Source organism: Mesorhizobium huakuii, assembly GCF_030160235.1.
Lineage (GTDB): Bacteria > Pseudomonadota > Alphaproteobacteria > Rhizobiales > Rhizobiaceae > Mesorhizobium > Mesorhizobium huakuii.
Window position 1 is genome coordinate 102,398 of the sequence record NZ_BSNY01000030.1, and the last position, 26,366, is coordinate 128,763.

The 26,366-nt window shown below is 63.9% G+C and carries 28 protein-coding genes; 15 read left to right on the top strand and 13 right to left on the bottom strand.

Annotated features, from left to right (window positions below; genetic code table 11):
* Window positions 1-33: 33 nt before the first annotated feature.
* Entirely contained in the window at window positions 34-1,236 is a 1,203-nt protein-coding gene (locus QQK95_RS16395) for a pyridoxal phosphate-dependent aminotransferase (protein ID WP_284274481.1), read from the top strand.
* A gap of 70 nt (window positions 1,237-1,306) precedes the next feature.
* On the opposite strand, the gene QQK95_RS16400 is transcribed toward QQK95_RS16395, so the two are convergent.
* Window positions 1,307-2,824 carry an MFS transporter gene (locus QQK95_RS16400; protein ID WP_284274482.1) on the bottom strand — a complete coding sequence of 506 codons (1,518 nt, stop codon included), beginning with the start codon at window positions 2,822-2,824 and terminating at the stop codon, window positions 1,307-1,309.
* Between the two features lie 118 nt (window positions 2,825-2,942).
* Between QQK95_RS16400 and QQK95_RS16405 the strand changes: the two genes are divergently transcribed.
* Entirely contained in the window at window positions 2,943-3,602 is a 660-nt protein-coding gene (locus QQK95_RS16405) for a TetR/AcrR family transcriptional regulator (protein ID WP_284274484.1), read from the top strand.
* Between the two features lie 26 nt (window positions 3,603-3,628).
* Here QQK95_RS16405 and QQK95_RS16410 read toward each other — a convergent pair whose 3' ends face one another.
* Window positions 3,629-4,024, bottom strand: coding sequence for a (R)-mandelonitrile lyase (locus QQK95_RS16410; protein ID WP_284274487.1), 396 nt, complete (start codon window positions 4,022-4,024; stop codon window positions 3,629-3,631).
* A 247-nt stretch (window positions 4,025-4,271) separates the two neighbouring features.
* On the opposite strand from QQK95_RS16410, the gene QQK95_RS16415 reads away from it, so the two are divergent.
* The 3 genes from QQK95_RS16415 to QQK95_RS16425 all read left to right on the top strand — a co-directional run bounded on the left by QQK95_RS16415 (window position 4,272) and on the right by QQK95_RS16425 (window position 9,380).
* Window positions 4,272-5,801, top strand: coding sequence for a putative bifunctional diguanylate cyclase/phosphodiesterase (locus tag QQK95_RS16415; RefSeq protein ID WP_284274489.1), 1,530 nt, complete (start codon window positions 4,272-4,274; stop codon window positions 5,799-5,801).
* Between the two features lie 193 nt (window positions 5,802-5,994).
* Window positions 5,995-8,046 (top strand): elongation factor G, encoded by a 2,052-nt coding sequence (locus tag QQK95_RS16420; RefSeq protein WP_284274490.1) that lies wholly within the window; start codon window positions 5,995-5,997, stop codon window positions 8,044-8,046.
* An 833-nt stretch (window positions 8,047-8,879) separates the two neighbouring features.
* On the top strand, window positions 8,880-9,380 hold the full coding sequence (locus QQK95_RS16425) for a methyltransferase family protein (protein ID WP_284274492.1): 501 nt from the start codon (window positions 8,880-8,882) through the stop codon (window positions 9,378-9,380).
* 36 nt (window positions 9,381-9,416) lie between these two features.
* Here the strand turns inward: QQK95_RS16425 and QQK95_RS16430 are convergent, their stop codons facing one another.
* Complete coding sequence (locus QQK95_RS16430) at window positions 9,417-10,313, bottom strand: LysR family transcriptional regulator (protein WP_010911008.1); 897 nt, start codon at window positions 10,311-10,313, stop codon at window positions 9,417-9,419.
* A 90-nt stretch (window positions 10,314-10,403) separates the two neighbouring features.
* On the bottom strand, window positions 10,404-11,378 hold the full coding sequence (trxB, locus tag QQK95_RS16435; protein ID WP_202358310.1) for a thioredoxin-disulfide reductase: 975 nt from the start codon (window positions 11,376-11,378) through the stop codon (window positions 10,404-10,406).
* Window positions 11,379-11,626: 248 nt separating this feature from the next.
* On the opposite strand from trxB, the gene QQK95_RS16440 reads away from it, so the two are divergent.
* Both QQK95_RS16440 and QQK95_RS16445 read left to right on the top strand, forming a co-directional pair.
* The gene (locus QQK95_RS16440) at window positions 11,627-12,106 is read left to right on the top strand and encodes an Lrp/AsnC family transcriptional regulator (protein WP_019860544.1); all 480 of its coding nucleotides are present in this window, start codon (window positions 11,627-11,629) and stop codon (window positions 12,104-12,106) included.
* Window positions 12,107-12,353: 247 nt separating this feature from the next.
* Window positions 12,354-13,142: a glycosyltransferase family 2 protein gene (locus QQK95_RS16445; RefSeq protein WP_284274497.1), complete on the top strand. Its 789-nt coding sequence runs from the start codon at window positions 12,354-12,356 to the stop codon at window positions 13,140-13,142.
* Between the two features lie 15 nt (window positions 13,143-13,157).
* On the opposite strand, the gene gmhB is transcribed toward QQK95_RS16445, so the two are convergent.
* From gmhB to QQK95_RS16475, 6 genes are all read right to left on the bottom strand, one after another.
* A complete protein-coding gene (gmhB, locus tag QQK95_RS16450; RefSeq protein WP_284274499.1) occupies window positions 13,158-13,811 on the bottom strand; it encodes a D-glycero-beta-D-manno-heptose 1,7-bisphosphate 7-phosphatase in 654 nt (217 codons plus the stop codon).
* Entirely contained in the window at window positions 13,804-14,376 is a 573-nt protein-coding gene (locus QQK95_RS16455; RefSeq protein WP_284274501.1) for a D-sedoheptulose-7-phosphate isomerase, read from the bottom strand. The genes gmhB and QQK95_RS16455 overlap by 8 nt, the downstream gene beginning before the upstream one ends.
* Window positions 14,377-14,383: 7 nt before the next feature.
* Window positions 14,384-15,874, bottom strand: coding sequence for a D-glycero-beta-D-manno-heptose-7-phosphate kinase (rfaE1, locus tag QQK95_RS16460; protein WP_284274503.1), 1,491 nt, complete (start codon window positions 15,872-15,874; stop codon window positions 14,384-14,386).
* A gap of 114 nt (window positions 15,875-15,988) precedes the next feature.
* Window positions 15,989-16,621: a LysE family translocator gene (locus QQK95_RS16465; protein WP_172349016.1), complete on the bottom strand. Its 633-nt coding sequence runs from the start codon at window positions 16,619-16,621 to the stop codon at window positions 15,989-15,991.
* 41 nt (window positions 16,622-16,662) lie between these two features.
* On the bottom strand, window positions 16,663-17,019 hold the full coding sequence (locus QQK95_RS16470; RefSeq protein ID WP_284274507.1) for a hypothetical protein: 357 nt from the start codon (window positions 17,017-17,019) through the stop codon (window positions 16,663-16,665).
* A 165-nt stretch (window positions 17,020-17,184) separates the two neighbouring features.
* On the bottom strand, window positions 17,185-17,307 hold the full coding sequence (locus tag QQK95_RS16475; RefSeq protein ID WP_284274509.1) for a type II toxin-antitoxin system Phd/YefM family antitoxin: 123 nt from the start codon (window positions 17,305-17,307) through the stop codon (window positions 17,185-17,187).
* Window positions 17,308-17,450: 143 nt separating this feature from the next.
* Between QQK95_RS16475 and rfaD the strand changes: the two genes are divergently transcribed.
* The 3 genes from rfaD to waaC are packed head-to-tail and all read left to right on the top strand — an operon-like array spanning window position 17,451 to window position 20,367.
* Entirely contained in the window at window positions 17,451-18,401 is a 951-nt protein-coding gene (gene rfaD / locus QQK95_RS16480) for an ADP-glyceromanno-heptose 6-epimerase (protein WP_284274511.1), read from the top strand.
* Window positions 18,374-19,381, top strand: coding sequence for a lipopolysaccharide heptosyltransferase II (gene waaF / locus QQK95_RS16485; RefSeq protein ID WP_284274513.1), 1,008 nt, complete (start codon window positions 18,374-18,376; stop codon window positions 19,379-19,381). Before rfaD ends, waaF begins: the two co-directional genes overlap by 28 nt.
* Window positions 19,378-20,367 (top strand): lipopolysaccharide heptosyltransferase I, encoded by a 990-nt coding sequence (gene waaC / locus QQK95_RS16490; protein WP_284274515.1) that lies wholly within the window; start codon window positions 19,378-19,380, stop codon window positions 20,365-20,367. The genes waaF and waaC overlap by 4 nt, the downstream gene beginning before the upstream one ends.
* A gap of 355 nt (window positions 20,368-20,722) precedes the next feature.
* Here waaC and greA read toward each other — a convergent pair whose 3' ends face one another.
* A complete protein-coding gene (gene greA, locus QQK95_RS16495) occupies window positions 20,723-21,196 on the bottom strand; it encodes a transcription elongation factor GreA (protein ID WP_008877613.1) in 474 nt (157 codons plus the stop codon).
* On the opposite strand from greA, the gene QQK95_RS16500 reads away from it, so the two are divergent.
* Entirely contained in the window at window positions 21,195-21,470 is a 276-nt protein-coding gene (locus QQK95_RS16500; protein ID WP_284274525.1) for a hypothetical protein, read from the top strand. The two genes, greA and QQK95_RS16500, sit on opposite strands and share 2 nt — an antisense overlap.
* Here QQK95_RS16500 and QQK95_RS16505 read toward each other — a convergent pair whose 3' ends face one another.
* On the bottom strand, window positions 21,471-22,007 hold the full coding sequence (locus QQK95_RS16505) for a tetratricopeptide repeat protein (protein ID WP_284274527.1): 537 nt from the start codon (window positions 22,005-22,007) through the stop codon (window positions 21,471-21,473).
* Window positions 22,008-22,149: 142 nt separating this feature from the next.
* Here QQK95_RS16505 and QQK95_RS16510 point away from each other — a divergent pair, with 142 nt between their 5' ends.
* The 3 genes from QQK95_RS16510 (at window position 22,150) to QQK95_RS16520 (ending at window position 24,748) form a co-directional block, all read left to right on the top strand.
* Window positions 22,150-22,575 (top strand): DUF3775 domain-containing protein, encoded by a 426-nt coding sequence (locus tag QQK95_RS16510; protein ID WP_284274528.1) that lies wholly within the window; start codon window positions 22,150-22,152, stop codon window positions 22,573-22,575.
* Window positions 22,576-23,242: 667 nt separating this feature from the next.
* Window positions 23,243-23,830 carry an extensin-like domain-containing protein gene (locus QQK95_RS33525; RefSeq protein ID WP_407660557.1) on the top strand — a complete coding sequence of 196 codons (588 nt, stop codon included), beginning with the start codon at window positions 23,243-23,245 and terminating at the stop codon, window positions 23,828-23,830.
* 111 nt (window positions 23,831-23,941) lie between these two features.
* The gene (locus QQK95_RS16520) at window positions 23,942-24,748 is read left to right on the top strand and encodes an extensin-like domain-containing protein (RefSeq protein WP_284274530.1); all 807 of its coding nucleotides are present in this window, start codon (window positions 23,942-23,944) and stop codon (window positions 24,746-24,748) included.
* A 7-nt stretch (window positions 24,749-24,755) separates the two neighbouring features.
* Here the strand turns inward: QQK95_RS16520 and QQK95_RS16525 are convergent, their stop codons facing one another.
* Entirely contained in the window at window positions 24,756-25,472 is a 717-nt protein-coding gene (locus QQK95_RS16525; RefSeq protein WP_284274532.1) for a gamma-glutamylcyclotransferase, read from the bottom strand.
* Window positions 25,473-25,582: 110 nt separating this feature from the next.
* On the opposite strand from QQK95_RS16525, the gene QQK95_RS16530 reads away from it, so the two are divergent.
* Window positions 25,583-26,290 carry an LssY C-terminal domain-containing protein gene (locus QQK95_RS16530; protein ID WP_284274534.1) on the top strand — a complete coding sequence of 236 codons (708 nt, stop codon included), beginning with the start codon at window positions 25,583-25,585 and terminating at the stop codon, window positions 26,288-26,290.
* The last annotated feature ends 76 nt before the right edge of the window (window positions 26,291-26,366 follow it).

Genomic DNA, 26,366 nt, shown 5'->3' on the forward strand with positions numbered 1-26,366 from the left:
CGCGCCGATCTTCCCAAGGAGAGATATCCGGTCATGGCCTTTCTTGCCGACACCCTTTCCCGCGTAAAGCCTTCCGCCACCATCGCGGTGACGCAGAAAGCGCGCGAGCTGAAAAATGCCGGCCGTGACATTATCGGCCTCGGCGCCGGCGAACCGGATTTCGACACGCCCGACAACATCAAGAATGCGGCGATCGAAGCGATCCGCCGTGGCGAGACCAAGTACCCGCCGGTTTCGGGCATCGTGCCGCTGCGCGAGGCGATCGCAAAAAAGTTCAAGCGGGAGAACAATCTCGACTACAAGCCCGAGCAGACCATTGTCGGCACCGGCGGCAAGCAGATCCTGTTCAACGCCTTCATGGCGACGCTGAATCCCGGCGACGAGGTCATCATCCCCCGCCCCTACTGGGTCAGCTATCCCGAGATGGTGGCGATCTGCGGCGGCACGTCAGTGTTCGCCGACACCTCGATCGAGAATGGCTTCAAGCTCACGGCCGAAGTGCTGGAAAAGGCGATCACGCCGAAGACCAAATGGCTGCTGATGAACTCGCCATCCAACCCGTCGGGCGCCGCCTACACGCAAGCTGAACTGCGCGCGCTGGCCGACGTGCTGCTCAAGCATCCGCATGTCTGGACGCTGACCGACGACATGTACGAGCACCTGACCTATGGCGACTTCGTCTTCAAGACCATCGCCGAGGTCGAGCCGAAGCTCTATGAGCGCACGCTGACCATGAACGGCGTGTCGAAAGCCTATGCCATGACCGGCTGGCGCATCGGCTATGCCGCCGGCCCGGTCCAGCTGATCAAGGCGATGGACATGATCCAGGGCCAGCAGACCTCGGGCGCCTGCACCATCGCGCAATGGGCCTCCGTCGAGGCGCTCAACGGCCCCCAGGACTTCATCGCCAGGAACAAGGCGATCTTCCAGGGGCGGCGCGACCTCGTTGTCTCGATGCTCAACCAGGCGCGCGGCATTTCTTGCCCGTCGCCGGAAGGCGCCTTCTATGTCTATCCGTCCTGCGCCCAGCTGATCGGCAAGAAGACCAAGGCCGGCAAGGTGATCGACACCGACGAGGCCTTCTGCTCGGAACTGCTCGAGGCCGAAGGCGTGGCCGTGGTGTTCGGCTCGGCCTTCGGCCTCGGCCCCAACTTCCGCATTTCCTACGCCACCTCGGACGCACTTCTGGAGGAAGCCTGCACGCGCATCCAGCGCTTCACGGCATCGCTGACCTGATCGGATCGACCTGACGACAGAAAGAACCCGGCGCCATCATCGCCGGGTTTTTTGTTGGAGACGAGGCACTTTACGCCTGCTGCTTTGCTTGCCTGGCCGAACGCGCCTCGGCCGGCGCCAGGACCATGGCCAGCAGAGCGGCGGTGAGGAACGCGGCAATCGCCGCCGTCAGCATCGCTGCGTGGAAACCGCCGGCATAGGCGGAGGCGAACAGCTGATGCACGCCACCCTCGCCGATCGCCGCGTCGGTCGCGAAATCATGCCGTGATATGGCGGCACGAGCCACCGCTTCGGCGTTGGCGACACCGGCGTCGCGGAGATATCCGGTCAAGAGGCTCGTCGCCCGCATGCTCATCAGTGCGCCAAGAAGGGCGATGCCGATGGCCAGCCCGCTCTGGCGGGTGGCGTTGATGACGGCCGACACCATGCCGGAGCGCTCGCGCGGCGCGTAGGACATGGCGGCGGCACTGCCGGTCGGTATCGCCAGCGAATTGCCGAGACCGTTGATGGTGAACAGGGCGCAGAGCACCGCGTATGGCGTCGACGGCCCGGCCCAGCACATGCCGAGCATCGAAAGCCCGATCAGCACATAGCCCGCCGTCATCAAGAGCGAATGCCCATAGCGGGCACTCAGCCGGCCGATCCATGGCGACACGACAATCTGGACCAGGAAGGCCGGCGCCATGCGCAGGCCGGTCTGCGTCGGCGACCAGCCCTGCACCTGCTGCAAGAACATCGAGAAGAAGAACACGCAGCTATAGGAGGTGAAGCCGAGCGCGAACGAAGCGACGTTGGCAACGGCAAAGCGCACGTCGCGGAACAGGCCGAGCGGCAACATCGGCCGTGGCGTGCGCGCCTCGAAGCCAAGGAAGAGCGCCAGGCCAACGACACCCGCGACAATCGCCGTGATGGTCCTGGGATCGCCCCAGCCGCTCTCACCGGCCGAGATCAGGCCGAAGGTCAGCGCGCCGAGCCACAGGATCGAGAGCGCCAGGCCGACAAGGTCGAGATGGGCATGTTCGGGATGCGCCGTCTCCTCGATCGACACAGCCCCCAGCACGATGGTGAAAAGGCCGAGCGGCAGGTTGATCAGGAAGATGCTCTGCCAGCCGACCGTCTGCACCAGAATGCCGCCCAGCACCGGGCCGACGACCAGCGAAACGGCGGCGAACGCGGCCCAGCCGCCGATGACGCCGGCCCGTTCGCGTGGATCGGAAAAAGCCTGCGTCAGGATCGACAGTGCGCCAGGAATAAGCAGCGAGCCGGCAATGCCTTGCACCACCCGGCCGGCGAGCAGCGCCGGCAAATTGGGCGCGACGGCGCAGATCAGCGAACCGGCAACGAAGATGCCGACGCCGGCCAGCCAGGAGCGCTTGCGGCCATAGCGGTCGCCGATCAGCCCCGACGACAGCATGAAGGCCGACAGGCACAGCGTGTAGGCGTCGACCACCCATTGCAGGCCGCCGAAATCGGTATGCAGCGCCTGCTGGATGGTCGGCAGCGCGACATTGACGATGCTGACGTCGAGCAAGGCGACGAACGTGCCGAGATAGACGGCGGCGACGAGCGGCAGGCGGTTCTTCGGCATGGTCTATCCCAACATGAAGCGTGCAGCCATCTACGCCACTGACCGACGGTCAGTCAATACTGGTAAGCCACTTTGGAACCATTATAAAAAGCTTGTCTCGACCGTTAGAAGCAGGGTAATGGAAATCGATAAGCCAGTGCTGCGGAAAGACCCGAACGGTGAGCCGAACCCTATGCCTGTCATTGCCAGGAAGGCACTGAAGCCACGCACCAAGCCGGCCGAGGTGCGCCGTGACGATATCCTGCGGGCCGCCACGTCGCTGTTCGTTGCCAAGGGTGTCGGCACCACGACCATAGACGAGATCGCCACCCGGGCCGAAGTCGCCAAGGGCACCTTCTATCTCTACTTCACCTCCAAGGAGGATGTCGTTGCCGCCCTGCGCGAGCGGTTCGTGGCGGGATTTCGCGCCCGTATCCTGAGCGCCATCGAGGCCCGCCCGCCCGATGACTGGACCGGGCGGCTGATGAGTTTCGTCAGCGCCGGCATCGCGGCCTATCTCGACGATCACAGGCTGCACGACGTCGTCTTCCACGACCATCGCCCTGACCAGCGGCAGATGAAAGGCGACAATCCGTTGCTCGGCGATCTCTCCGCCCTGCTGGCGGCCGGCGCGAAAGCTGGCGCCTGGTCGGTCGATGATCCGGACCTCGCCGCGATCGTCCTGTTCAACGGGCTGCACGGCGCGGTCGATCATGCGATCGAACGCGGCGTGCGCGACGGCAGTGAACTCGCGGCAAACCTTTCCGCGCTGTTCCTGAGGATGGTGCGGCCCGAATAGGCCTGCTGTCAGAAAATGGTCAGGACTCAGCTGCCATATTGCTCGCCGGAAACCGCTTCCAGCCAATCGGCATGGACGCCGTCGAGCGCTTCCTGCATGGCGATATGCGTCATCGCCGTCTTCGGCGCCGCACCATGCCAGTGCTTTTCGCCGGGTGCGAACCAGATCACGTCGCCGGCCCTGATCTCCTGGATCGGTCCGCCCCATGTTTGGGCAAGCCCGGCGCCCGAGGTGACATAGAGCGTCTGGCCGAGCGGATGTGTGTGCCAGTGGGTGCGCGCCCCCGGTTCGAAGCTGACCAGTGTCGCTCTCAGCCGCGCCGGCGCCTCCGCCTCGATGATCGGCGTCTGCAGGACCCGGCCGGTGAAGTATTTTTCCGGCGCTATGATGGTCGGCACGCTGCCGCAGGCAATGATCTTCATCGTCTGATCCTGAAACTGGTGGTGAAGCGACCGGCGGCAAACGCCGCTGCTCGTCGAGGCAAAAGCATTGTCGGCCGATATCGCCCGAGGCGCAACCGGCTGTTTCGGCTGCCTGCAGGAAGACGCGGTTTTCTCTCCTTAACCATGAACCTTTCGCGCATCACGGCACAGGGCGAAACAACGGCGAATTCAATGTCTTCTTAACGGCTCGCCACTAGCCGTGAGCCAGCATTGCGGGGGCCGGCGGATGAGCATACTGGCGACGATCAAGGACCATAGCGGCCGGATCTATCGCGGCATCCAGGCCCTGCTTGTGCTCAGCATCGGCGCGGCCGCGCTCGGCGCTTTCGACATCTCGCGCAACCTGTCCTCGGGCGGCGCCTTCGCCGTCTCGATCCTGGCCACCGGCCTTGCCTTGCTGGCACTGATGTACATGCGCAGCAGCGTCGTCCATCGCTTGCGCTCGGCCGAGGCGGCTGAGGCAGAAAAACATCATTTCCTGACCAGGGACGCCATGACCGGGGCGATGACCAGGCGCTACTTCCTCGAAGCGCTGCGCGACAGCCTGGGCACCATGCGCGACCGGCGCGAGGCGACTTTGCTGTTGATCGATGTCGATCACTTCAAGCAGCTCAACGACACGTTCGGGCACCAGTTCGGCGACCTGGCTCTGGTGCACCTGGTCAAGACGTCGGAACGCGTCTTCGCCGGCGGCATGGTCGGTCGGCTGGGCGGCGACGAATTCGGCGTCATCATTCCCCATGGCGACCTCGCCGCCATCAACAAGGACATCAGGCAATTGCTCGATGCGATGCGGGCCGGCAAATCGCATGAAGGCAAGACCATTCCGCTCTCCATCTCGGTCGGCGTGGCGCTGGCGCCGGCCCATGCCTCCAACACGGCGGAACTGATGCTGGTTGCCGACCTGGCGCTTTACGAAAGCAAGGCGGCCGGCCGAGGCCGCATCACCGTGTTCGATGAGGAGATGCTGTCCGACAAGCGCTACCGGCGCCTGGTCGAGCGGGAGTTGCGCGCGGCAGTCTATCTGGGCGAACTCGAACTGCACTACCAGCCGATCGTCAATCCGGACGGATCCACTTATGCTCTCGAAGGCCTGATCCGCTGGCGCCATCCGGTTCGCGGGCTGATCTCGCCGGCCGAGTTCATCCCCATCGCCGAACGCTCAACCCTGATCGACATGCTCGGCGAATGGGTGTTCAAGCGCGCTTGCGCCGATGTCGGCCATCTCCCCGGGCGCCGCATCTCCATCAATGTTTCCGGCGAGCAGCTGAAGCGCGACGAGATCGTAACCATGTGCGACCGCGTGCTGAAGGAAACCGGTCGCTCGGCGACGCAATTCATCATCGAGATCACCGAGACCGTGGCGACCGCCGCCACGCCCGAAATCCTGCGCCGCCTCGAAGCGTTGCGCGGCCTCGGCTTCCACATCGCGCTCGACGATTTCGGCACCGGCCATTGCGGCTTCAACTATCTGAAAACCCTGCCCATCGACAGCATCAAGATCGACCGCTCCTACATACGCAGCCTTGCCCATGACCAGGTGGCGCAGATCTTCGTGTCGGCGCTGGCGCAGATCGCGCGGATCCAGGACGTCACCATCGTGGCGGAAGGTGTGGAGACGCAGGAAGAGTTCGCACTGGCCAAGGCCGCCGGCTGCAACCGTTTCCAGGGTTACTTCTTCGGCAGGCCGGCGCCGCGCGACAAGGTGGCTCCCTTGCGCGCCATCGATGCCGAACCCCTGGCGCTGAGCGCCTGAGACCGCTAGCGGATTTCTATTTTCCTTGCCCTGCCGGCAAACAAGTGGGACGATGCTTCAGGGCAGGTGGCAACAGGAAAAGAACCCCGCCCGCGACGGTCGAACAGGCCGGCCGCCGCTCAGGACCGATTGACCACGCCTGAACCATGCATGCCAGTCGGTCCCTAGGGAAACGCCTGAGTGGAGGTCAGCCATGGGTACTCGCGCCGGAGGACGACGCACGGGACCGAAATGCATTGCCATAGTCGGTCCCTTTGCAAGCGGTAAGACGACACTTCTCGAAGCCATATTGGCCCGCACGGGCGCCATCCCCCGACAAAATCCCGTTTCATCAGGCAGCACCGTCTCGGATCATTCGCCGGAGGCGCGCGCCCACGCCATGAGCGTCGAGGCGACGATCGCCACCACCGAATTCATGGGCGAGCAGATCACCTTCGTCGATTGCCCCGGCTCGATCGAATTCTCCTTCGAGGCCGAGCCGGTGCTGGCCGCCTGCGACCTCGCGGTGGTCGTCGCCGAGGCCGACGAAAAGAAGATCCCTGCCCTGCAACTCATCATGCGCAAGCTCGACGATCTCGGCGTGCCGCGCATCCTCTTCCTCAACAAGGTCGACAAGGCGATTTCAGGCGTGCGCGACACGCTGAAGATGCTGCAGCCGGCAAGCTCGGTGCCGCTGCTGCTGCGCCAGATTCCGCTGCGCAAGGACGGCGTCGTCATCGGCTCGATCGATCTGGCGCTGGAGCGCGCCTACATCTACCGCGAATATGCCGAAAGCGAGGTGGCTCAGATACCGGGCGACGACAAGGCGCGAGAACTGGAAGCACGCTTCTCCATGCTGGAAACCCTGGCCGACCATGACGACCAGCTGATGGAACAGCTGCTTGAGGAGATCGAGCCGCCGAAGGACGCGATCTTCGACGACCTCGCCGCCGACCTGCGCGACGGCGTCGTGACGCCGGTGCTGATCGGCACCGCCGAAAAGGGCAACGGCGTGCTGCGCCTCTTGAAGGCGATCCGCCACGATGCACCCGACATCGAGGCGACCCGCAAGCGGCTTGGCGCGCCGGACGGCGGCGCCACCGTGGTCCAGGTGATGAAGACCATCCACACGCCGCATGGCGGCAAGCTGTCGGTGTCGCGCATCCTGTCCGGCCAGGTCGCCGACGGCTCCGAACTATGGCTGCCCGGGGGCGACACCGCCAAGATCTCCGGCATCTACAAGATGCTCGGCAAGGACCAGTTCAAGCTCACCACCGCCAAGGCCGGTGACACCGTGGCGCTGGGCAAGCTGGACGAGGTCAAGACCGGCCAGACGCTGACCTCGGCCAAGGGCGGCACCAAACAGCTGTTCACGTTCGAGCCGCCGCAGCCGGTCTTCGCCTTCGCGCTCCGGCCGAAGGAACGCAAGGACGAGGTCAAGATGTCGGCCGCCATCCAGCGGCTGGCCGAGGAAGATCCTTCGCTCAGCCTGCGCCACAACCAGGACTCGGCCGAGACGGTGCTGTCGGGCCATGGCGAAATGCATCTGCGCGTCGTGCGCGAGCGGCTGGAGGGCAAGAACCAGATCCCCGTCGAAGGCCACGCGCCCGCTGTGCCCTACCGCGAGACGATCCGCAAATCGGCGCAGCAGCGCGGCCGCCACAAGAAGCAGTCGGGCGGCCACGGCCAGTTCGGCGATGTGGTGATCGAGATCAAGCCGCTGCCGCGCGGCTCCGGCTTCCAGTTCACCGACACCATCACCGGCGGCGTCGTGCCGAAGACCTACATCCAGTCGGTCGAGACAGGCATACGCGACTACCTGAAGACCGGTCCGCTCGGCTTCCCCGTCGTCGACGTCGCCGTCAACCTGTCGGACGGCTCCTACCATGCGGTGGATTCCTCCGACATGGCCTTCCAGATGGCGGCCAAGCTCGCCATGAAGGAAGGCATGGCCGCCTGCTCGCCGGTGCTGCTGGAGCCGGTGATGAAGGTCGAGATCGTCACGCCGTCCGACGCGACGTCGAAGATCATCGCGCTGATCCCGCAGCGGCGCGGCCAGATCCTCGGCTATGACGCGCGACCGGGATGGCCTGGATGGGATGTCGTCGAGGCGACCATGCCGCAGGCCGAGATCGGCGATCTGATCATCGAACTGCGCTCGGCGACCGCGGGCGTCGCCAGCTATCGCGCCGTCTTCGACCATATGGCCGAACTCACTGGCCGTCTCGCCGACGAAGCGATGAACACCAACGGCAAGGCTGCCTGATCCCGATCTCGACCCGCCTCCCCTCGAACCCTAAAGCGCGTCGCGTTGAATCCATTTCAACGCGACGCGCCTTAGGTATTTGTTTTTAAACATGTCGTTCTCCCAAAACCGAGGTCACTTTTGGGCGACATGCATTAGTTCGAGGGGACAAATACGAAAAACGACGCCCGGGAAGCCGGACGTCGTTTTGTTCGCGGACCGTTTTCTTGGGAGGGGAAACGGCAGGTCCGCCGCATGTACAGTCGCCGCTTTCGGCGGAAAAGGGTTCGGACGCGGTAGCCGCCTGAGCCCGGGCCGTACGAGTGATGCCCCCATCTCCCGTCCGAACCACACCGCGTCCTGCGCCCTTCATAGCAGCGGAAGGCATCGTTGTCATGTTACCAGAGGTTACATGACACTGTTACGTGGCAATTCTCGTGAAATTCTCAGCCATCCCGGCAGGGTCCGGGCAACAAAAAAGCCGGATCAATGAAGATCCGGCTGAGTTTGATTGGAAGTGCCTGTTAAGGCTAACCTCCAGAGGGGAACACTCGAGGGCGCTAATGGGAGGAGAACGCGCCCAGGAGATGATCTATATATGTGCTCAACATGCCCAAGAAACAAGCATCTATTTTGCAACACACGCATGCAAAAAGACATAGGCTGTGGTCCAACCCATTCCAGGGGCCAATAGGACCAGCAGAATCGTCAAAAATGGGGTGTTCAACCGCGCGATCGTCACTACAGAAGCGTGAATCGCGACCGGTTTTCGCCCCAAACCACGAAAACTACGCAATGATGTCGAAGCAGGCAGCAGACGTTCATTTCTGAGGCAATCGGAGGGAAAGCAGCCAATGCGGACGTTTTCGGCGATCGCCGGCAGCACGGCCTTCTTCATCGCGGCACCCGGCGTGGTCGCCGGGCTGGTTCCCTGGCTGCTCAGCGATCATTATCGCCTGCCCTGGTCCACCGTGCCGGGCTTTGTTCCTGCCGGCGGCGTCCTCATCGTCGCCGCGGCCGCTGTTCTGCTGCATGCCTTCGCCCGCTTCGCGCTAGAGGGGCTGGGCACGCCGGCTCCGGTCGCGCCGACCGAGAAGCTCGTGATCGGCGGCATCTACCGGCATGTCCGAAACCCCATGTATGTCGCCGTGCTGTCGATCATACTCGGCCAGGCGCTGCTGTTCTCGAGCTGGACGCTCGTCGCCTATGCCGTCATTGGCGCTGTTGTCATGGGTTCCTTCGTCAGGTTCTACGAGGAGCCGACACTCGCCCGCCGCTACGGCGCCGACTATGAAACCTACCGCCGCAACGTCCCCGGCTGGCTGCCGCGCCTGACGCCCTGGCGGGACGAGTAGACCATCACCCAACCAGCTACCGATCGTCCGCTTGGGCTAGAAGGACCAGCTTCTGGCCTTTGCGATGATGAAGTCGCGGAACACGTGCAGCTTGGCCTGGTTCTTCATCGCGTCGGGATAGGCGAAATAGGTGTCGAAGGACGGCACCTCGGTTTCCGGCAAAAGCTGCACCAGGCCGGAGTCCTTGTTGATCACATAATCGGGCAGCATGGCGATGCCGGCGCCGCCCTGCACCGCGCGCTTGATCGACAAGATGTCGTTGATCTGCAGCGACGGCACGCGCTGGCCGCCCTCGAAATCGCCGACCGTCTCCAGCCAGTTCAATTCCGACAGATGCGACGGTACCGGCAGGCCGAAGGTGACGATGCGATGGTTCCTTAGCTCCGAGACCGAGGCCGGCTTGCCATGCTTGGCGACATAGGAGGGCGCCGCATAGAGATGGAAATGCACGGTGAACAGGCGGCGCTGGATCAGGTCCGGCTGCTGCGGCTGGCGCAGCCGGATGGCGCAGTCGGCCTGGCGCATGGTGAGGTCGAGTTCCTCATTGGCGAGGATCAGCTGCAGGCTGATCTCGGGATAGAGCTCGATGAACTCCTGCACCCGTTCGGTCAGCCAGCCGGCGCCGAGGCCAACGGTCGTCGTCACGCGAAGCACGCCGGAGGGCCGGTCCTTGGTCTCGGTCAGGCGCGACTTGATGGTCTCGAGCTTCATCAGCACGTCATGCGCCGTGCGGAACAGCATCTCGCCCTGTTCGGTCAGCACCAGGCCGCGCGCATGGCGGTTGAACAGCGGCACGCCGACATCGTGCTCGAGCGCACTGACCTGCCGCGAGATCGCCGATTGCGACAGATGCAATGTCTCGGCCGCGTGCGTGAACGACCCCGCTTCCGCCGCAGCGTGAAACACGCGTAGCTTGTCCCAGTCCAACGCCATGATTCCCCTCGTTCTGTTTGGCGTCTGAATGAAAAATCAGGCTTTTACACGGCGTTTCTAAGCCGTTTTTTTAACAGTTTGAAGCGGCCTCTATTCCGCCGCTTCGCGATGCACCTCGATGCCGGCCAGATACTTTTCCGCTTCGAGTGCCGCCATGCAGCCGAGCCCCGCCGCCGTCACCGCCTGGCGGTAGACATCGTCGGTCACGTCGCCGGCGGCGAACACGCCGGGCACGTCGGTACGGGTCGAATCCGGCGCCGTCCACAGATAGCCGTTCGGCTTCTGCTTCAGCTTGCCGACGAACAGTTCTACCGCCGGCGCGTGGCCGATCGCCACGAACACCCCGTCGACCTTGAGGTGGCTTTCGGCGCCGGTCACCGCATGCTTGAGCTTCAGCCCTTCGACCGACGGCGGCAGCGGCGCCTTGCCGGGGCGGCCGGTGATCTCGTCGACCACCGTGTCCCAGATGACGCGGACATTGTCCTTCTGCAGCAGCCGCTCGCGCAGGATGCGCTCGGCGCGGAAGTCGCTGCGCCGATGGATGACCGTGACGCTCTTGGCGAGGTTCGACAGATAGAGCGCCTCTTCCACCGCCGAATTGCCGCCGCCGACCACCGCGACATCCTTGCCGCGATAGAAGAAGCCGTCACAGGTGGCGCAGGCCGAGACGCCAAAGCCCATGAAATCCTGCTCGGTCGGAATGCCCAGCCACTTGGCCTGCGCGCCGGTGGCGATGATCAGCGCGTCGGCGGTGTAGGTGGTGCCGGAATCGCCCTTGGCGCGGAACGGCCGCACGTTGAGGTCGACCTCGGTGATGATGTCGTTGATGATGTCGGTGCCGACATGCTCGGCCTGCTTGAGCATCTGTTCCATCAGCCACGGTCCCTGGATGGGATCGGCGAAGCCGGGATAGTTTTCGACATCGGTGGTGATCATCAGCTGGCCGCCCTGCTGCAGGCCGGCGACCAGCATCGGCTTCAGCATGGCGCGCGCGGCATAGACCGCCGCCGTATAGCCGGCTGGACCGGAACCGATGATGAGTACGGGCGCGTGCTTGGTGGTCATCTAAACCTCTGCGGGGCAGACAGTGCCTTTGGAAAAAGACGTGGAATTCGCGTTTAATGTAAGGGTTGCCAACCACGCCAGCAAGACGAACGGGCCGTCGTCCCCGGAAAGCTTCGGCCCAAGCGGTTATTCGCGTCATCGCCGCTTTTCGTTACCGTTCAAAAATCGCGTTGACGAGGGCTGGCGCCAACACAAAAGTCGTTTAATTACAAAATCGCGAAAGATTCTTGCGCCGAGCTGTGACCGCCATGCCCCTGAAAGCCGACCTCGACGCCATCGACTGGAAGATCCTGCGCGAGCTGCAGGCGGATGGGCGCATGACCAATGTCGAGCTGTCGAACCGCGTCGGCATCTCCGCGCCGCCCTGCCTGCGCCGGGTCAAGCGGCTGGAGGAGGCCGGCATCATCCGCGGCTACCGCGCGCTGCTCAATGCCCCGGCGCTCGGCCTCGATGTCGTCGCCTTCTGCCTGGTCGGCCTGCATCACCAGGCCGATGCCGAACTGCGCACCTTCGCCGAGCGCACACGCGGCTGGCCGATCGTGCGCGATGCCTGGATGGTCTCGGGCGAATCCGATTTCCTGCTGCACTGCGTGGCAAGCGACCTCGGCGCCTTCCAGACCTTCGTGATCGAGGAGCTGACCTCGACGCCGAATGTCGACACGGTGCGCACCGCTCTCACCATCCGCCGGGTCAAGGATGAAGGCCTGGTTTCCTTCGAACGCCCCTGAGGCCTGGCGAATGCTTGTGCGCGGGCGAATCCCTGGCCTTCGCCACACCGGCGCCGCGTTGGTATTCGACAGACGCTGATGTACAAGGCTGGACCGCTCTGCCGGACTTCGCCGCTTGACTGACCGCTCGATTGGTTTCTCAAGCAATTTCAGGAAAAGTGTGTAACGCTTTTCCGCGCGGAATTGCTTGGGAACAGACGGCGAAAGCAGCGTTGCTCTGGGGGCGGCCCGCCATGGGAAGGGGACCATGACTCGATTTGCAAGCCCGGTCTCGGCGCTTATCATCTGTGTGAACGAGGCCGATATGATCGGCCCGTGCCTGGAAAGCATCGACTTCTGCGCCGAGATCATCATCGTCGATTCCGGCTCGACGGACGGCACTGTCGAATGCGTGCAAAGCTATATCGCCAAGGGCTACCCGATAAGGCTCTTGCACAATGACTGGCCGGGTTTTCCCCGCCAGCGGCAATTCTCGCTCGACCACGCAACCCAACCCTGGTGTCTTTCGATCGACCCGGACGAGCGCGTCGACGACCAGTTGCGGCAGTCGATCGTGGCCATCACGCAGGCCGCCGACGACAAGATCAGCGGCTGGTACATCCGCCGCCGCGATTGGCTGAAGGGCTATGGCTATGCGCACCGCTGGGTGCTGCACAACAGGCTGATGCGGCTTTTCCGTAGGCAGGGCGCCACCATGGATCTCACCGCGCGGGTACACGAAGCCTTCCACGTTCCCGGTGAGACCGGCACGATCCAGGAGGGTGTCCTGCTGCATCGCCGTGAAATATCGGTCGAGGAGGATCTCGCCCGGGCCAACGCCTATTCCAGCCTCAAGGCCGTCACGCTGGTCGAGAAGGGCAAGAAGCCGGGCCTGGTGCGGCTGGTGCTGTCGCCGTTCGGCAACTTCCTGAAATTCTACCTGGCCAAGCGCTATTTCCTGTGCGGCCGGCACGGCTTCGTCTACTCGATGTCGGTGATGATCTACTCCTTCGCCACCGAGGCAAAGCTCTACGAGGCCTCGGACGATCCTGCGTGAGCCGTCAGGCCTGGATCAGGAGCGATTGTCCCGGCCGAGCGTTTCAATGGCTGCCAGCAGGTCACCGAGGTCGCTGCTGTTCCGCAGCGGCCTGATGGCGAAGCCGGGCTGAACCTCCGCCTCGCCGTCGACCATCCAGCCCTGCGCCAGACCGGCGCGCTCTCCCGCCTGCATATCGGCCAACTTGTCGCCGACGATCAGCGAGCGCTGGAGATCGAGAGCAAGGCGTTTGCCCGCCTCGACCAGCATGCCCGGATTGGGCTTGCGCATGGGATGATTTGGGATGGCGAGCGGCCCGACACCGGCCTCGTGGTAGGCGCAGGCAAGCACCATGTCGACGAACACGCCCTGATCGCCCAACAGCTCGAGCACCCGGCCATTCACCGCCGCAAAGGCGCTCCAGCCGAAATAGCCGCGCGCGATGCCGGACTGGTTGGTGACCACGACAACCGGAATCCCGACCCGGTTGGCGGCCGCGATCGCCGGCACGATATTGTCGCGCAACACGATCTCCGCCGGGTCGCTGGGATAGTCGGTATCGACGTTGATGGTGCCGTCACGGTCAAGGAACAACGCCGGCGGATGCGGCGGGAAAACCCGGGCGCCGATCCGCTCGATCCACACACCCGGCTCGGTTAGGGGATGCGGCGCCTGCGTCGTGTCAGCCATTCGAGAGGCGCGCTTCGACCACTTCACAGAGATGATGGTAGAGGCACAGATGCCCCTGCTGGATGATCGGCGTCGAGGTCGAGGGCACGTTGAGCAGGATGTCGCACAGCGGCTTGAGCTTGCCGCCGGTGTCGCCGGTCAGGCCGATCACCGTCATGTCCATCATCCGCGCCTGTTCGGCGGCGGCGAGAATGCTCGGCGAGTTGCCGCTGGTCGAGATCGCCAGGAGTACGCCTCCGGCCGAACCATGCGCCTCGACCTGGCGCGAGAACACCGTGTCGAAGCCGTAATCATTGCCCCAGGCGGTCAGCACTGCTGCATTGGCCGGCAGCGCGATGACATTGTAGGCCTTGCGCTCCTTGAGGAAACGGCCAACCAGTTCGCCGGCTATATGGATGGCGTCGCTGGCCGAACCGCCATTGCCGGCGATCAGCAGGGCCTTGCCCGATGAAAGCGCGCTCACCACGGCGCTCGCCGCCCGCTCCATCTCGCCGGTCAGGTCACGCTCGACCATCGCCGTGATCGCGGCCGCCGAGCGGACCAGATAGTCGTTCAGTTCAGACATCAAAACCTCAGCTTGTAGAGCCGGCACGCAATTTGCCGATGGTGCCGGTGGTGCTCTTGCCGGCGACGAGATCGACCAGCACGACGCGGCCGCCGGCCTTTTGCACCACATCGGCGCCGACCACGGTGTCGATCGTATAATCCGCGCCCTTGACCAGGATGTCGGGCAGCAGCGCCTCGATCAGCGCCAGGGGCGTGTCCTCCTCGAAGACCACCACGGCATCGACCGAGGCAAGGGCGGCAAGCACGCAGGCGCGGTCATGCTGGTCGTTGACCGGGCGGCCCGGCCCTTTCAGCCGCCGTACCGAGGCATCGCTGTTGAGGCCGAGCACCAGCCGGTCGCACTGGCTGCGCGCCGCGTGCAGCAGGCTGACATGGCCGGCATGCAGAATATCGAAGCAGCCATTGGTGAAACCGACGCTGAGGCCCTCTTCCTTCCAGGCCGCCACCATGCGCGCAGCCGATGCGGCGTCGAGGATGGCGTCCTTGTGGGCGGTCGGTCCGTGCGAGCGAAACAGCGCGCCGGTCAGTTCCTCGACCGTGAGCCGCGCGGTGCCGCGTTTTCCCACCACGACGCCGCCGGCGGCATTGGCGATCGAGGCCGCCGCGACGGGATCGGCACCCGACGCAAGCGCCAGCGCGAACGTCGCGATCACCGTATCGCCGGCGCCAGAGACGTCGAACACTTCGCGCGCCTGGGTGGCGATGTGGCGCGCTTCTTCCGGGCCGACCACGCTCATGCCCTTTTCACTGCGCGTGGCGACGACGAAGTCGAAACCATGCGCCGAAATCAGTTCGCGCGCCGCGGCCACGATCTCGTCATCGGCGAACACGGCATGGCCAACCGCCTCGCCAAGTTCCTTGCGGTTGGGCGTGATGGCGGTCGCGCCGGCATAGCGGGCATAGTCGCGGCCCTTGGGATCGACCAGCACCGGCTTGCCGGCCTCGCGGCAGATGGCGATCAGTTCGGCGGCGACGCCGTCGAGCAGGATGCCCTTGCCGTAATCGGACAGGATGACGATGTCGGCTCCCGCCAGTGCCGAGCGGAAATGCCGGACCAGCCCTGCCCGCTCCGCCTCGTCCAGGGGCTTGATCTCTTCCTCGTCGAAGCGCAGCACCTGCTGGTTGAGCGCGCTGAAGCGGCTCTTCGACGAGGTCATGCGGCCGCGCTGCTGCGAAAGCCCGGCCGTGTCGGCGCCAAGCTCGCCGAGCATCCGCACCAGGCTGTCGCCGGCCGTGTCCGTGCCGATCACCGAAACCGGAATGGCGCGCGCGCCAAGCGAGACGATGTTGGCCACGACATTGCCGGCGCCGCCCATCGCCGAGGTCTCGCCGCGCCCATGCAGCACCGGGATCGGCGCCTCCGGCGAAATCCGCTCGATGACGCCGTTGACGAAGCGGTCGAGGATGAGGTCGCCGACCACCAGCACGGTGACGCCGCCAAAGCGGGCAATGGCGCGGTGCAAGGGTTCGGGAGAAGGCGGATTGTGCTTGATCATATCACTGGCAACGCGCGGGGAAAAACAGTCGCTGAAACATATAGGGTGTCGGCTGGCGGTCGTTCATGCCTGCCGATATACCGCAATTCGAACCGGCGCAACGGCGGCGCCGGGTCAGCTCTTCTGCAGGGCAACGTGGACGCCGAGCCCGACCAGCACGGCCCCGCCGGCCCGCTGCATCAGCCGCTGCGCCCGGCTCGAACGCCGCAGCCGGCCGATGACGAGGCCGGCAAGGAACACGCAGACGATGTCGGCCGAAGAGAACATCAGATTGACGATGGTGCCCAGCACGACGAATTGCAGCCAGACCGGAAAGGCCGCCGAGGCATCGATGAACTGCGGCAGGAACGCCATGAAGAAGATCGCGGTTTTCGGATTAAGCACCTCGACGGTGATGCTCTCGAAGAAGGCGCGGCGGGCCGATTTCCGCTCGATGGCGGGCAGCGCCACGTCGCCCTCCACTCGCTTGCGGAACAGCGAGACGCCAAGCCAGATCAGGTAGAGCGCGCCGACCAGCTTGACCGCCATGTAGAGCGGCGGCACGGCATGGAACAGCACCGACAGGCCGGCGGCGGCGGCAAAGACATGCACATAGCCGCCGAGATGGATGCCGAGTGCCGCTGTCAGTCCAGACCACCGCCCGCGCGCCATCGTCTGCGCGGCGGCATAAAGCATGGCCGGACCGGGGATATAGGCGAAGATCGCCGTGGTGGCGAAGAACGCAATGAGCAGTTCGGTCGACGGCATTTTTGTCCCTCATGATCCTGCCCTGCCCGATTGCAGGCCGTTCAGTCAGCCCGTGGGATGACTTTGGACTGGCCTGCGCGAACAGCCGCAATGAAAGCCGACATGACTTTTTTGTGGAATGACGGACTGAAGGCTCCGATGCGCGCACCCGGTTCGAAATAGGCCGACGATTCCAGAATATCGTGGTTGTACTTGTCGACTATGACCCAAAGAGGGATAGGGTCAAGGCCGGCGCGGCGGCGTTCAATTTCCGGAACGCCAACGGCTACGCGATCACGGCCCGGCTGCGTGGAGGTGATTGCGAGGATGAAAAGGTTCGTGCCCTCCAGCCTTTCCAGGAAGGACGGCCACGAACGCGACAGGTCGTGCCTTGCGGCCTTCGGTCTCGCCGTCTCCATGTTGGCGATGCCACAGATATGGATATCGCCGGACGTCCGCTGGGACGGGTCTAATCACGGTCCAATTCCGCAGCGTACTCCTCGAGCATCGCCACATCTTCGGATGGTGCGTCCTCTGCAGCGTAGACGCTACGGCTGTCGTTACCAAAGCGAGCTTCGTAAGCCTCAATGCTCATCAGGACATATCGCGGGCTTGTTGTGACGAGTGATGGAGACGGGCTGCTGGCTGGCAGCGGCAAGCACGTCGCCGAGATTCTGTTTCAGATCGGTTGATGGATAGTGTTTCATGCGACACTCCGTTTTACCCGTAATAGATAAAATGGACAAAACAGACAAACTTGAAAAGGTGAGGCGGAGCGACGACCTGCTTTGTCGACAGCCCGGCCGGGCTCCCTTATAAGGACCGGAATCGCAAGCAACCAGAGGCCTTCATGATCATCGTCACGGGCGGCGCCGGCATGATCGGCTCCAACATCGTCGCCACGCTCAATGCCGAGGGCCATGACGACATCCTGGTCGTCGATGATCTCACCGACGGCCACAAGATCGCCAATCTCGCCGATCTCAGCATTGCCGACTATCTCGACAAGGACGATCTTTTAACCCGCATCGAGGCCGGGGCGCTCGGCCGCATAGAGGCCGTCTTCCACCAGGGCGCCTGCTCGACCACCACCGAGTGGAACGGCAAGTTCATGATGGAGGTGAACTTTGCTTATTCGAAGCGGCTGCTGCATGCCTGCCAGGCGCTGCGCGTGCCCTTCCTCTACGCCTCCTCGGCTTCCGTCTATGGCGGCGGTTCGGAGTTTCGCGAGGAGCCGGCGCTCGAGCGGCCGCTCAACGTCTATGCCTATTCGAAGAAATTGTTCGACGACTATGTCAGGCGCACCGTCTTCGAGACCGACCATTCGCAGGTCGCCGGCCTGCGCTATTTCAACGTCTATGGCCCACGCGAGGCGCATAAGGGCGCCATGGCCTCCGTCGCCTTCCATCTGTTCAACCAGGTCGAGCGCGGCGAAAATCCGAAACTGTTCGGCGCCTATGACGGTTTCGGCCCCGGCGAACAGAGCCGCGACTTCATCCATGTCGGCGATGTCGCCGACGTCAATCTGTGGCTGTGGAAGCGAGGCTCGAGCGGCATCTTCAACTGCGGCACCGGCCGCGCCCAGCCGTTCCGCGCCATCGCCGAAACCGTCATCGATACGCTGGGCAAGGGCGAGATTGAATACATCCCCTTCCCCGACCACCTCAAGGGCAGCTACCAGAGCTTTACGCAAGCTGATATGTCCCGCTTGCGCGCGGCCGGCTATAATGGCCAGTTCCGGACAGTGGAAACCGGTGTCAGAGACTATGTCGAATGGCTGAAAGCCCAACGATCCTCGTGATCGGCCCACGCTGGGTGGGCGACATGGTGATGGCGCAGTGCCTGTTCTCGGCGCTGAAGGAGCTTCATCCCAACGCCGCGATCGACGTGCTGGCGCCGGCCTGGGCGGCACCGCTGGTCAAGCGCATGCCCGAGATCCGCCAGCAGATCGACTTTCCGCTGAAGCCTGGCGCGCTGGAATTCACCCATCGCCGCCGCTTCGGTCGCCTGCTGCGCGGCCGCTACGACATGGCCTATGTCCTGCCGGGCAGCTGGAAATCGGCGCTGATCCCCTTCTTTGCCCGCATTCCGCGCCGTGTCGGCCATCTGCGCGAGATGCGCTATGGCCTGCTGACCGACATCGTGCCACTGCCCGACGCCGTGAAACGGCGCACCGCGCAGGCCTATTTCAGTCTTGCCAGGGGCGGCAGTTTCCGCGCGCCCCATCTGACCGTGGATCTTGGCAACCAGGCCGCCCTGCTCAACCGTTTCGGGCTGGCGCCGCAGAAATTCGCGGCATTGATGCCCGGCGCCGAATTCGGCCCGGCCAAGCGCTGGCCGAGCGAAAGCTACGCCGGCCTTGCCCGCGAGTTCATGGACAAGGGATTGAAGGTCGCCCTGTTCGGTTCGAAGAACGACCGCGATGTCACCGCGGAGATCGCAGCCCTTGCCCCAGGCGTCGTCGACCTCGCCGGCCAGACGCGGCTGGAGGACGCCATCGACCTGATCGCCGCGGCAAGTCTGGCGGTGTCCAACGACAGTGGGCTGATGCATGTCGCGGCAGGCGTCGGCACGCCGATCGTCGCCGTCTATGGTTCGACCTCGCCTGAAAACACGCCGCCCCTGGCGGAGCGGCGCGAACTGGTCTGGCTGCACCTGTCCTGCTCGCCGTGCCACCAGAAGGTCTGCCCGCTCGGCCATCTCAACTGCCTGAAGACATTGGAAGTCGGGCAAGTCGTGGCGGCTGCGGAACGGCTGCTGGAAATCCCGGCCGCGGCATGAAGGTCCTGATCGTCAAGACATCGTCCATGGGCGATGTCATCCACACCTTTCCGGCCGTCGAGGATGCCAGCCTGCACCGGCCGGACGTTTCCTTCGACTGGTGCGTCGAGGAGGCGTTTGCCGGCATCGTCGCCCTGCACCCGGCGATCGATGGGATTCACACGGTGGCAATCCGGCGCTGGCGCAAGGCGCTGTTCAAGGGCGGCACCTGGCGCGAGGCTGCCGCGCTGCGCCGTACCTTGCGCGAATGCCGCTACGACCTGGTCATCGACGCACAGGGTCTGCTGAAATCGGCCCTTGTGGCGCGGCAGGCGCGCGCGCCGATCGCCGGCTTCGACCGATCGAGCGTGCGCGAACCGTCGGCGACCCTGTTCTACGACGTCACTTACTGCGTGCCGCGCAACCTGCACGCCATCGAGCGGACGCGGCGGCTGTTCGGGCTGGCGCTCGGCTACCAGCCCGATCTGTCGACGCTCGCTTCAGGCATCGTGCCGCCACCCGGCGCCCTCGCCGGCATCACCGGAAAAACCGCCTTCCTGCTGCACGGCACCAGCCGCGAGGACAAGAAATGGCCTGCTGAAGACTGGATCGGAACCGCCCGCCTGCTGGTCGAGCGTGGCATGACACCGGTCACCTCCTGGTCGAACGAACGTGAGAAATCAGTCGCCGAAGCCATCGCCAGGGCCGTGCCCTCCACGGTCGTGGTGCCAAAATCGCCGCTGGCCGACATCGCCGCCATCCTCGGCCGCTCGACGCTGGTCATCGGCGCCGACACCGGCCTGACCCACCTCGCCAGCGCCTTCGGCCTGCCGACGGTTGCCGTGTTCTTGGCGACGGAACCGGGTTTGACGGGTCCACGGGGGCAATTCGCATCGACACTGCTGGCCGCGCCTGGTGGACATTTGGCGCCGGTGGAGGTCGTGGCGGAAGTGGAGAGGTTGCTGGAGCGCCAGACCCTTGGTCAAGCCAGCGCTGCCAAGAGTTGATTTTCTCAATCAATTCAATCGGAAAGGCCAGCGCTGCCCCATCGCCCTGCCGGGCATTTCTCCCCGTAAACGGGGAGAAAGAAGCTGTTTGCAGCGCTGGCTATTGGCGAAATCATCGATGACGGCGTCCTTCTCCCCGTTTACGGAGAGAAGATGGCGGCAGCCAGATGAGGGGCGGCGCCGACGCCGGTTGAAACGCGCCAACCCACGCGAAGCCGCGCCCAAATCCCCTAGAGCAATTCCAGGAAAAATGTGAGCGGTTTTCCCGGGAAAAGCGCGTAGCGCTTTCCCTTGGGAATTGCGTTAAAACAAAGAGTTAGAGCGGCTCGCCGTTTCCATGAAACGGTGAAACGCTCTAGATGAACTGCACCTGGACGATCTCATAGCCCCTGGCACCGCCGGGCGCATTGACCTCGATGGCGTCGCCGACTTCCTTGCCGATCAGGGCCCGCGCGATCGGCGAGGAGATCGAGATGCGGCCGGACTTCACGTCGGCCTCCTGGTCGCCGACGATCTGGTAGGTCTTCTTTTCCTCGGTGTCCTCGTCGACCAGCACGACGGTGGCGCCGAACTTGACCTTGTCGCCGCTGAGCTTGGTGACGTCGATCACCTCGGCGCGCGCGATGAGATCCTCGAGCTCGTTGACACGGCCCTCATTGAGGCTCTGCGCCTCCTTGGCGGCGTGGTATTCGGCATTTTCGGACAGGTCGCCATGCGAGCGCGCCTCGGAGATCGCCTCGATGATGCGCGGCCGCTCTTCCTGCTGGCGCCAGCGCAGTTCTTCCTTCAATGACGCGAACCCCTCGCCTGTCATCGGGACCTTGTTCATGATGCCTGACCTTTCCTGCCGCCACCCCCGCGTTTCGGGGGAAGCCTTGTCGTTGGGTACAAAAAGAAAACGGTCCGGCAGCCTCGGGCTAACGGAACCGTTTCACCGCAATTTGCCCCAATATAGCAATCTTCGCGGGTTTTTCACGCCCAAAAAAGCGGTTTTGCAAAAATCATCCCCGCTTTCACCAAAGGAGGCGGCTAATGAGGCAGGAGGCAATGAAAAAACGGCCGCGATTGCTCGCGGCCGCTTAGGTAAATCTTTGGGGGCCTGATCAACTCCGCATGAAATGGTCGATCTGCTCGGACAGCATGCCGTATTCGCGCGAGCCCTTGCCGGTGCGCTTCTCGATTTCCATCAGCTGCTGCTGGGCGCCGGCCAGGTCGCCGATCTGCAGATGCGCCTCGCCGAGATATTCGCGCACCAGCGTGTAGTTCGGGTCGATGCGCAGCGCTTCCTCGTAATAGCCGAGGCCGACGGTGACACGGCCGGAATGGCGGTGCGAATAGCCGAGATAGTTGAGAATGCGTGGATCCTGCTTGTTGGCGGCAAGGGTGAGCACCGAGATCGCCTCGTCATAGCGCCCGGCCATCGCCAGCGCATGGCCTGCATCATAGATGCTGTCATCGTCCAGCATGCCTTCCTGGGGGGCGACGCACTTTTTCTTCTTCTTGTCCCAGACCTCTCCCTTCTTGCACTGGGTGACGGTCTGGTCGCTGCCACCACTGCTGCCTGCCGCGAACACCGGGACGGCGAAGAACTGCAGCGCGACGAGGGCAGTCGCGGCCTGGATCAGCATTCTTTTATGCATCGAAGCCTCCTTGAGGGGTGAGAATGCAACACTAACGCTAAGCGCCCCGCGTTTCATCCCGGAAAAAATCACATGGAGAACATCAGGTGACGGAGGCCGGAAATCCGCTATCATCCGGGCAAACGACTGACGGAGGCGGCCCGTGCAGCGACGGCTTGAAAAGGACTGGGATCTTACGATCGGCCCCGACACCGTGCGCCTGTTCATCCTCAAGGCCAAGGCGCTGAGTGCCGCCGTCAACGAGGACTATGCCGACGGCGCCGAACACGAGATCGAGTTCGACGGCGACACGCACGACAATCATCACCATGACGGCCTTGCCGAGGAAAGTTCGGAAAACCTGACCGAGGAAGAACTGCGCGAGCTGATCGACGACCTCAATGTCGATGAAGCCGCCGAACTGGTCGCGCTCGCCTGGGTCGGTCGCGGCGACTACGACGCCTCGGAATGGGTGGATGCCGTGACGGCGGCGCGCGAACGCGCCAACAAGCGCACGGCCAAGTACCTGCTTGGCATGCCGCTGCTCGCCGACTGGCTGGAGGAAGGCCTCGAAGCGATCGGCGCGTAACGCTGCGGTAACCGATTGTGATCGGCCGAAAGCGTCCGTCCAGGCAACTTCGGCATGCCGGCGCCGTTTCGGAGCGATGGCAACGCTGAGCTTTTCCCGACTTTGCACCTTGGCGCTGCCTCTGGCGGCTGCGGTCCTGCTGGCGACGCCGGCCGACGCCAGACATCGTCACAGGCATTACCAGCCGCTATCCCCTCGGATGGATCAGTCGTCGATACAGCGTCTCGACCAGCCGTTGAGGCCGAAAAGCAAGCACCGCGGCAGATCACGCGGCAGGCAGCAGATCGCGCCGAAACAGACGCCACAGGAAACGCAGGAGCAGCAAACCTCGCCCGCCGAAATTCCCTTGCCAGAGCCGCGCCCCACGGACATTCCAAAGGCCAACGCCGCACCGGCGGAAGAGCAAAAGACGGAAGGTCCAAAGGCCCCTGACGCCTCCAACCAGCTCAATGAGGAAAAGGCTCGTCAGGCAAAGCAGGCACATCCCGAGCCGTCAGCCCCCGAACCTTCAGCCCGAAAGCCGTCAACCCAAACGGAAAGCGAGCCGGAGCCGCCAGCCGAGGTGCCGATCCCGACACAAAGGCCCGACGCCACGGAACCAGAGGTTGGGCCTCCTGCCATAGCCCCGCAGCCGCCGCCAAAACCAGCGGATGCCGGCGATGAGAAAATGCTTCCCGACCCGCGCTCGGCCGACCGGCCCGGAGAAAAGCTGCCCGCCGGGGAAGTCGCCTGCCGCGATCGGCTGAAGGCGCTCGGCGTCGAATTCGAGGAGCACAGTGCGGAAAGCAATCCCGAAATCGGCTGCTCGATCCCCTACCCCCTGGTTCTTAAGAGCCTTGGCAAGTCGATCGCCATTGCCCCCGGCACGGAGCTCAACTGTCCAATGGCCGAGGCGGCGGCACGGTTTGCCGCCGACGTCATCCAACCGGCGGCGAAAGCCGAATTCGGCGCCGACCTCAAATCGATCGGCCAGGCATCGGCCTTCGTCTGCCGCCCGCGCCACGGCACCAGGAAACTGTCGGAGCACGCCTTCGGCAACGCGCTCGACATCGCCAGCTTCACCATGTCCGACGGCAGAAAGGTCGAGGTCGGTCCGACGCCCCCTGAAAAGGATGCCAAATTCCTCACCGCCGTACGCAAGGCCGCCTGCGGTCCGTTCAAGACCGTGCTCGGGCCGGGTGCCGACGCGGACCACGCGCTGCACTTCCACCTCGATCTCGAGCCACGCCGGCATGGCGGCACGTTCTGCCAATAAACGCAGCTGCAGGATGGCCGCCGCAATTCAGCCGCAGGCATGAACGCGGGCGCTGAGTTTTCCTTTACCCTTGATCGTTAAAATGCCGGATATCCAGAAGGATTTCCGCCCATGGCCGGCAAATTTCGTGCCGTGTTTTTCACCATCTTCCGCCGGTTCAAACCTGCGGCACTGCTGTCCACCGGTCTTGCGTTGGCCGCGGTTTCGGCCTGCAACACCGGCAGCGTCCTGTCGTTGCAGCCGGCGGTCGATGTCGGCGCCCAAACCTCGGCCGTGCCGCAATATACGGGCATGCAGAAGCTTGTTCCGTCCAATCCCTACATGACGCAGGCCGCCTATCCGCGCATGGATGAGCCGATGTCGCCGGTCGAACAGATACCGGCCAGCGAAATCGACTGCCGCCAGCAGCTGAAGCGCCTTGATGTCGCCTATGCCGATGTGGCGCCGATCCATGAGGGCCAGTGCGGCATCGACTATCCCGTAAAAGTCACGGCCATCGGCAGCGTCGAAATGAAGCCGGCCGCGACGCTGACCTGCGACATGGCCGCGACCTTCGCCGCCTGGACGAAGAACGAACTCGTTCCCTCCGCCCGCTGGCGCTACTTCTCCGGCGTCAAGACCATCCACCAGGGCTCGAGCTATTCCTGCCGCAACATCGCCGGCGAGGGTGTTTTATCCGAGCACGGCAAGGGCAACGCACTCGACGTGATGAGCATCGAACTCAACAATGGCGACGACATCGACGTGCGCAAGCCCGGCCTGTTCGCCTTCCGCACGCGCGGCTTCCTCAACAATGTGCGCGCGGACGGCTGCCAGTATTTCACCACCGTGCTCGGACCCGGCTACAATTACGACCACCGCAACCATTTCCATTTCGACATCAAGAACCGCAGGAACGGCTATCGCGCCTGCCGCTAGCAAATGATCAGGCGGGTTCTGCGCCAGCGGCGGAAGCGATGATTTGCCGTGCCACCAGATCCTGGATGCGCCAGAGGTTCCGGTCGTGGATACCGCTTTCCTCCAGCTTGCTGACAGTCCGGAAGAGATACTGCGCCGACGAACCCCAATGTCCGGCGGCCCGCGCCAGCGTATCCGCGACCTGCTCCGGCGGCAGCCTTCCTGCATAGGCCCTGCCATCTGGCGCGGCGACGAAGGCCAGGGCGCGTAGCGGACCCTCCCTCGTCCGGACCTTGATCCAGCGCGGCACATTGGTTGGCGGGTTGGCATCGATCTCGCGGCGCATCAACTGGCCGAGTTGCCCGAAATGATCTTCCCGCAGCCGGTAAACAATGCCGTTGCAACTGCCACCGCGGTCGAGAGCCAGCATCAGGGCCGGCAATTCGCGGGTCCCACGCCAGCGGGTCAGTTTCAGGCAGAATGAGCGGTGCCACCCCGGCGCCGTGGCTGGGCGCTGCTCGACAGGAACGAATTCCGGATTCCAGATCAGCGAGCCGTAGGCGAACACCCACAGCGCTTCAGGCCGGTATTGCGACAACACTTGCTCGACAAGGCCGTCGAACTCCGCGTCGCTATGCTCGGCTGTTCCAGGCTCGGGGCCGGGATCCGGTTCGATGCGCTCGACCCTCGCGACAAGGTCGGCGGTCAACGCCATCGGTCCGCGGCCTGCCGGTTTCCCCTTCATTCTCGCCCCCACGCAAAAACGATGGCCGACGATAGACCGGCTGCGCATCGCTGGCCATTGATTTCCAGGGACCGTCAGGCAACAGATACCGTACGGATCGAGCCTCCTTCATGAGCCAACGAAGCCTTCGGCGACGCGTGACAATCTGGCTGGCGTCCTTGCTGGCCGCTTATCTGGCGCTCGCCTATGTCGCGGCGCCCGAATTCTGGACGTTCCGGGAGCGCGGCTTTCGCGACCAGCGCTTCGAAATGGTGACGCACACGCCGCAGGGCATTCCGGGCGACCCGATCAATGTCGGCCTTGTCGGCACCGAGAGGGAGGTGGTCCATGCCTTCGCCGTCGCCGGTTGGGACACTGCCGACGCTGTCACCTTGAGAACCGCCATCGACATCGGCGAAAGTGTCCTGTTTTCCCGCCCCTATCCTGATGCGCCGATGAGCCGCCTGCTGTTCGAGGGCCGCGCCCAGGATCTCGCTTTCGAAAAGCCGGTTGGCGACAGCGCCGACCGGCGCCACCATGTCCGTTTCTGGCAGACCGATGCCGTCGGCGACGACGGCCGCCCGCTCTGGCTGGGGGCCGCCAGCTTCGACCGCGGCGTCGGCCTCAGCCACGACACTGGCGCCATCACCCATCACATCGGTCCCGACATCGACGCCGAACGCGACTTCCTGATCGGCGACCTCAACGCGGCCGGTCTGCTGGCATCGACCAGCGAAATGGCGGGCATCGGCGCCACCAGGACCGGCCGCAATGGCGGCGGCGATTCCTATTTCACCGACGGCAAGGCAATCATCGGCGTGCTGAAGCAGCCGCAGTGAAAATGGCCCTTGAGACAGAGCCGTGGTCGGAAGCGGTCTAAAATGCATCGTCTGTGCGATGCCGCGCGACCGTATC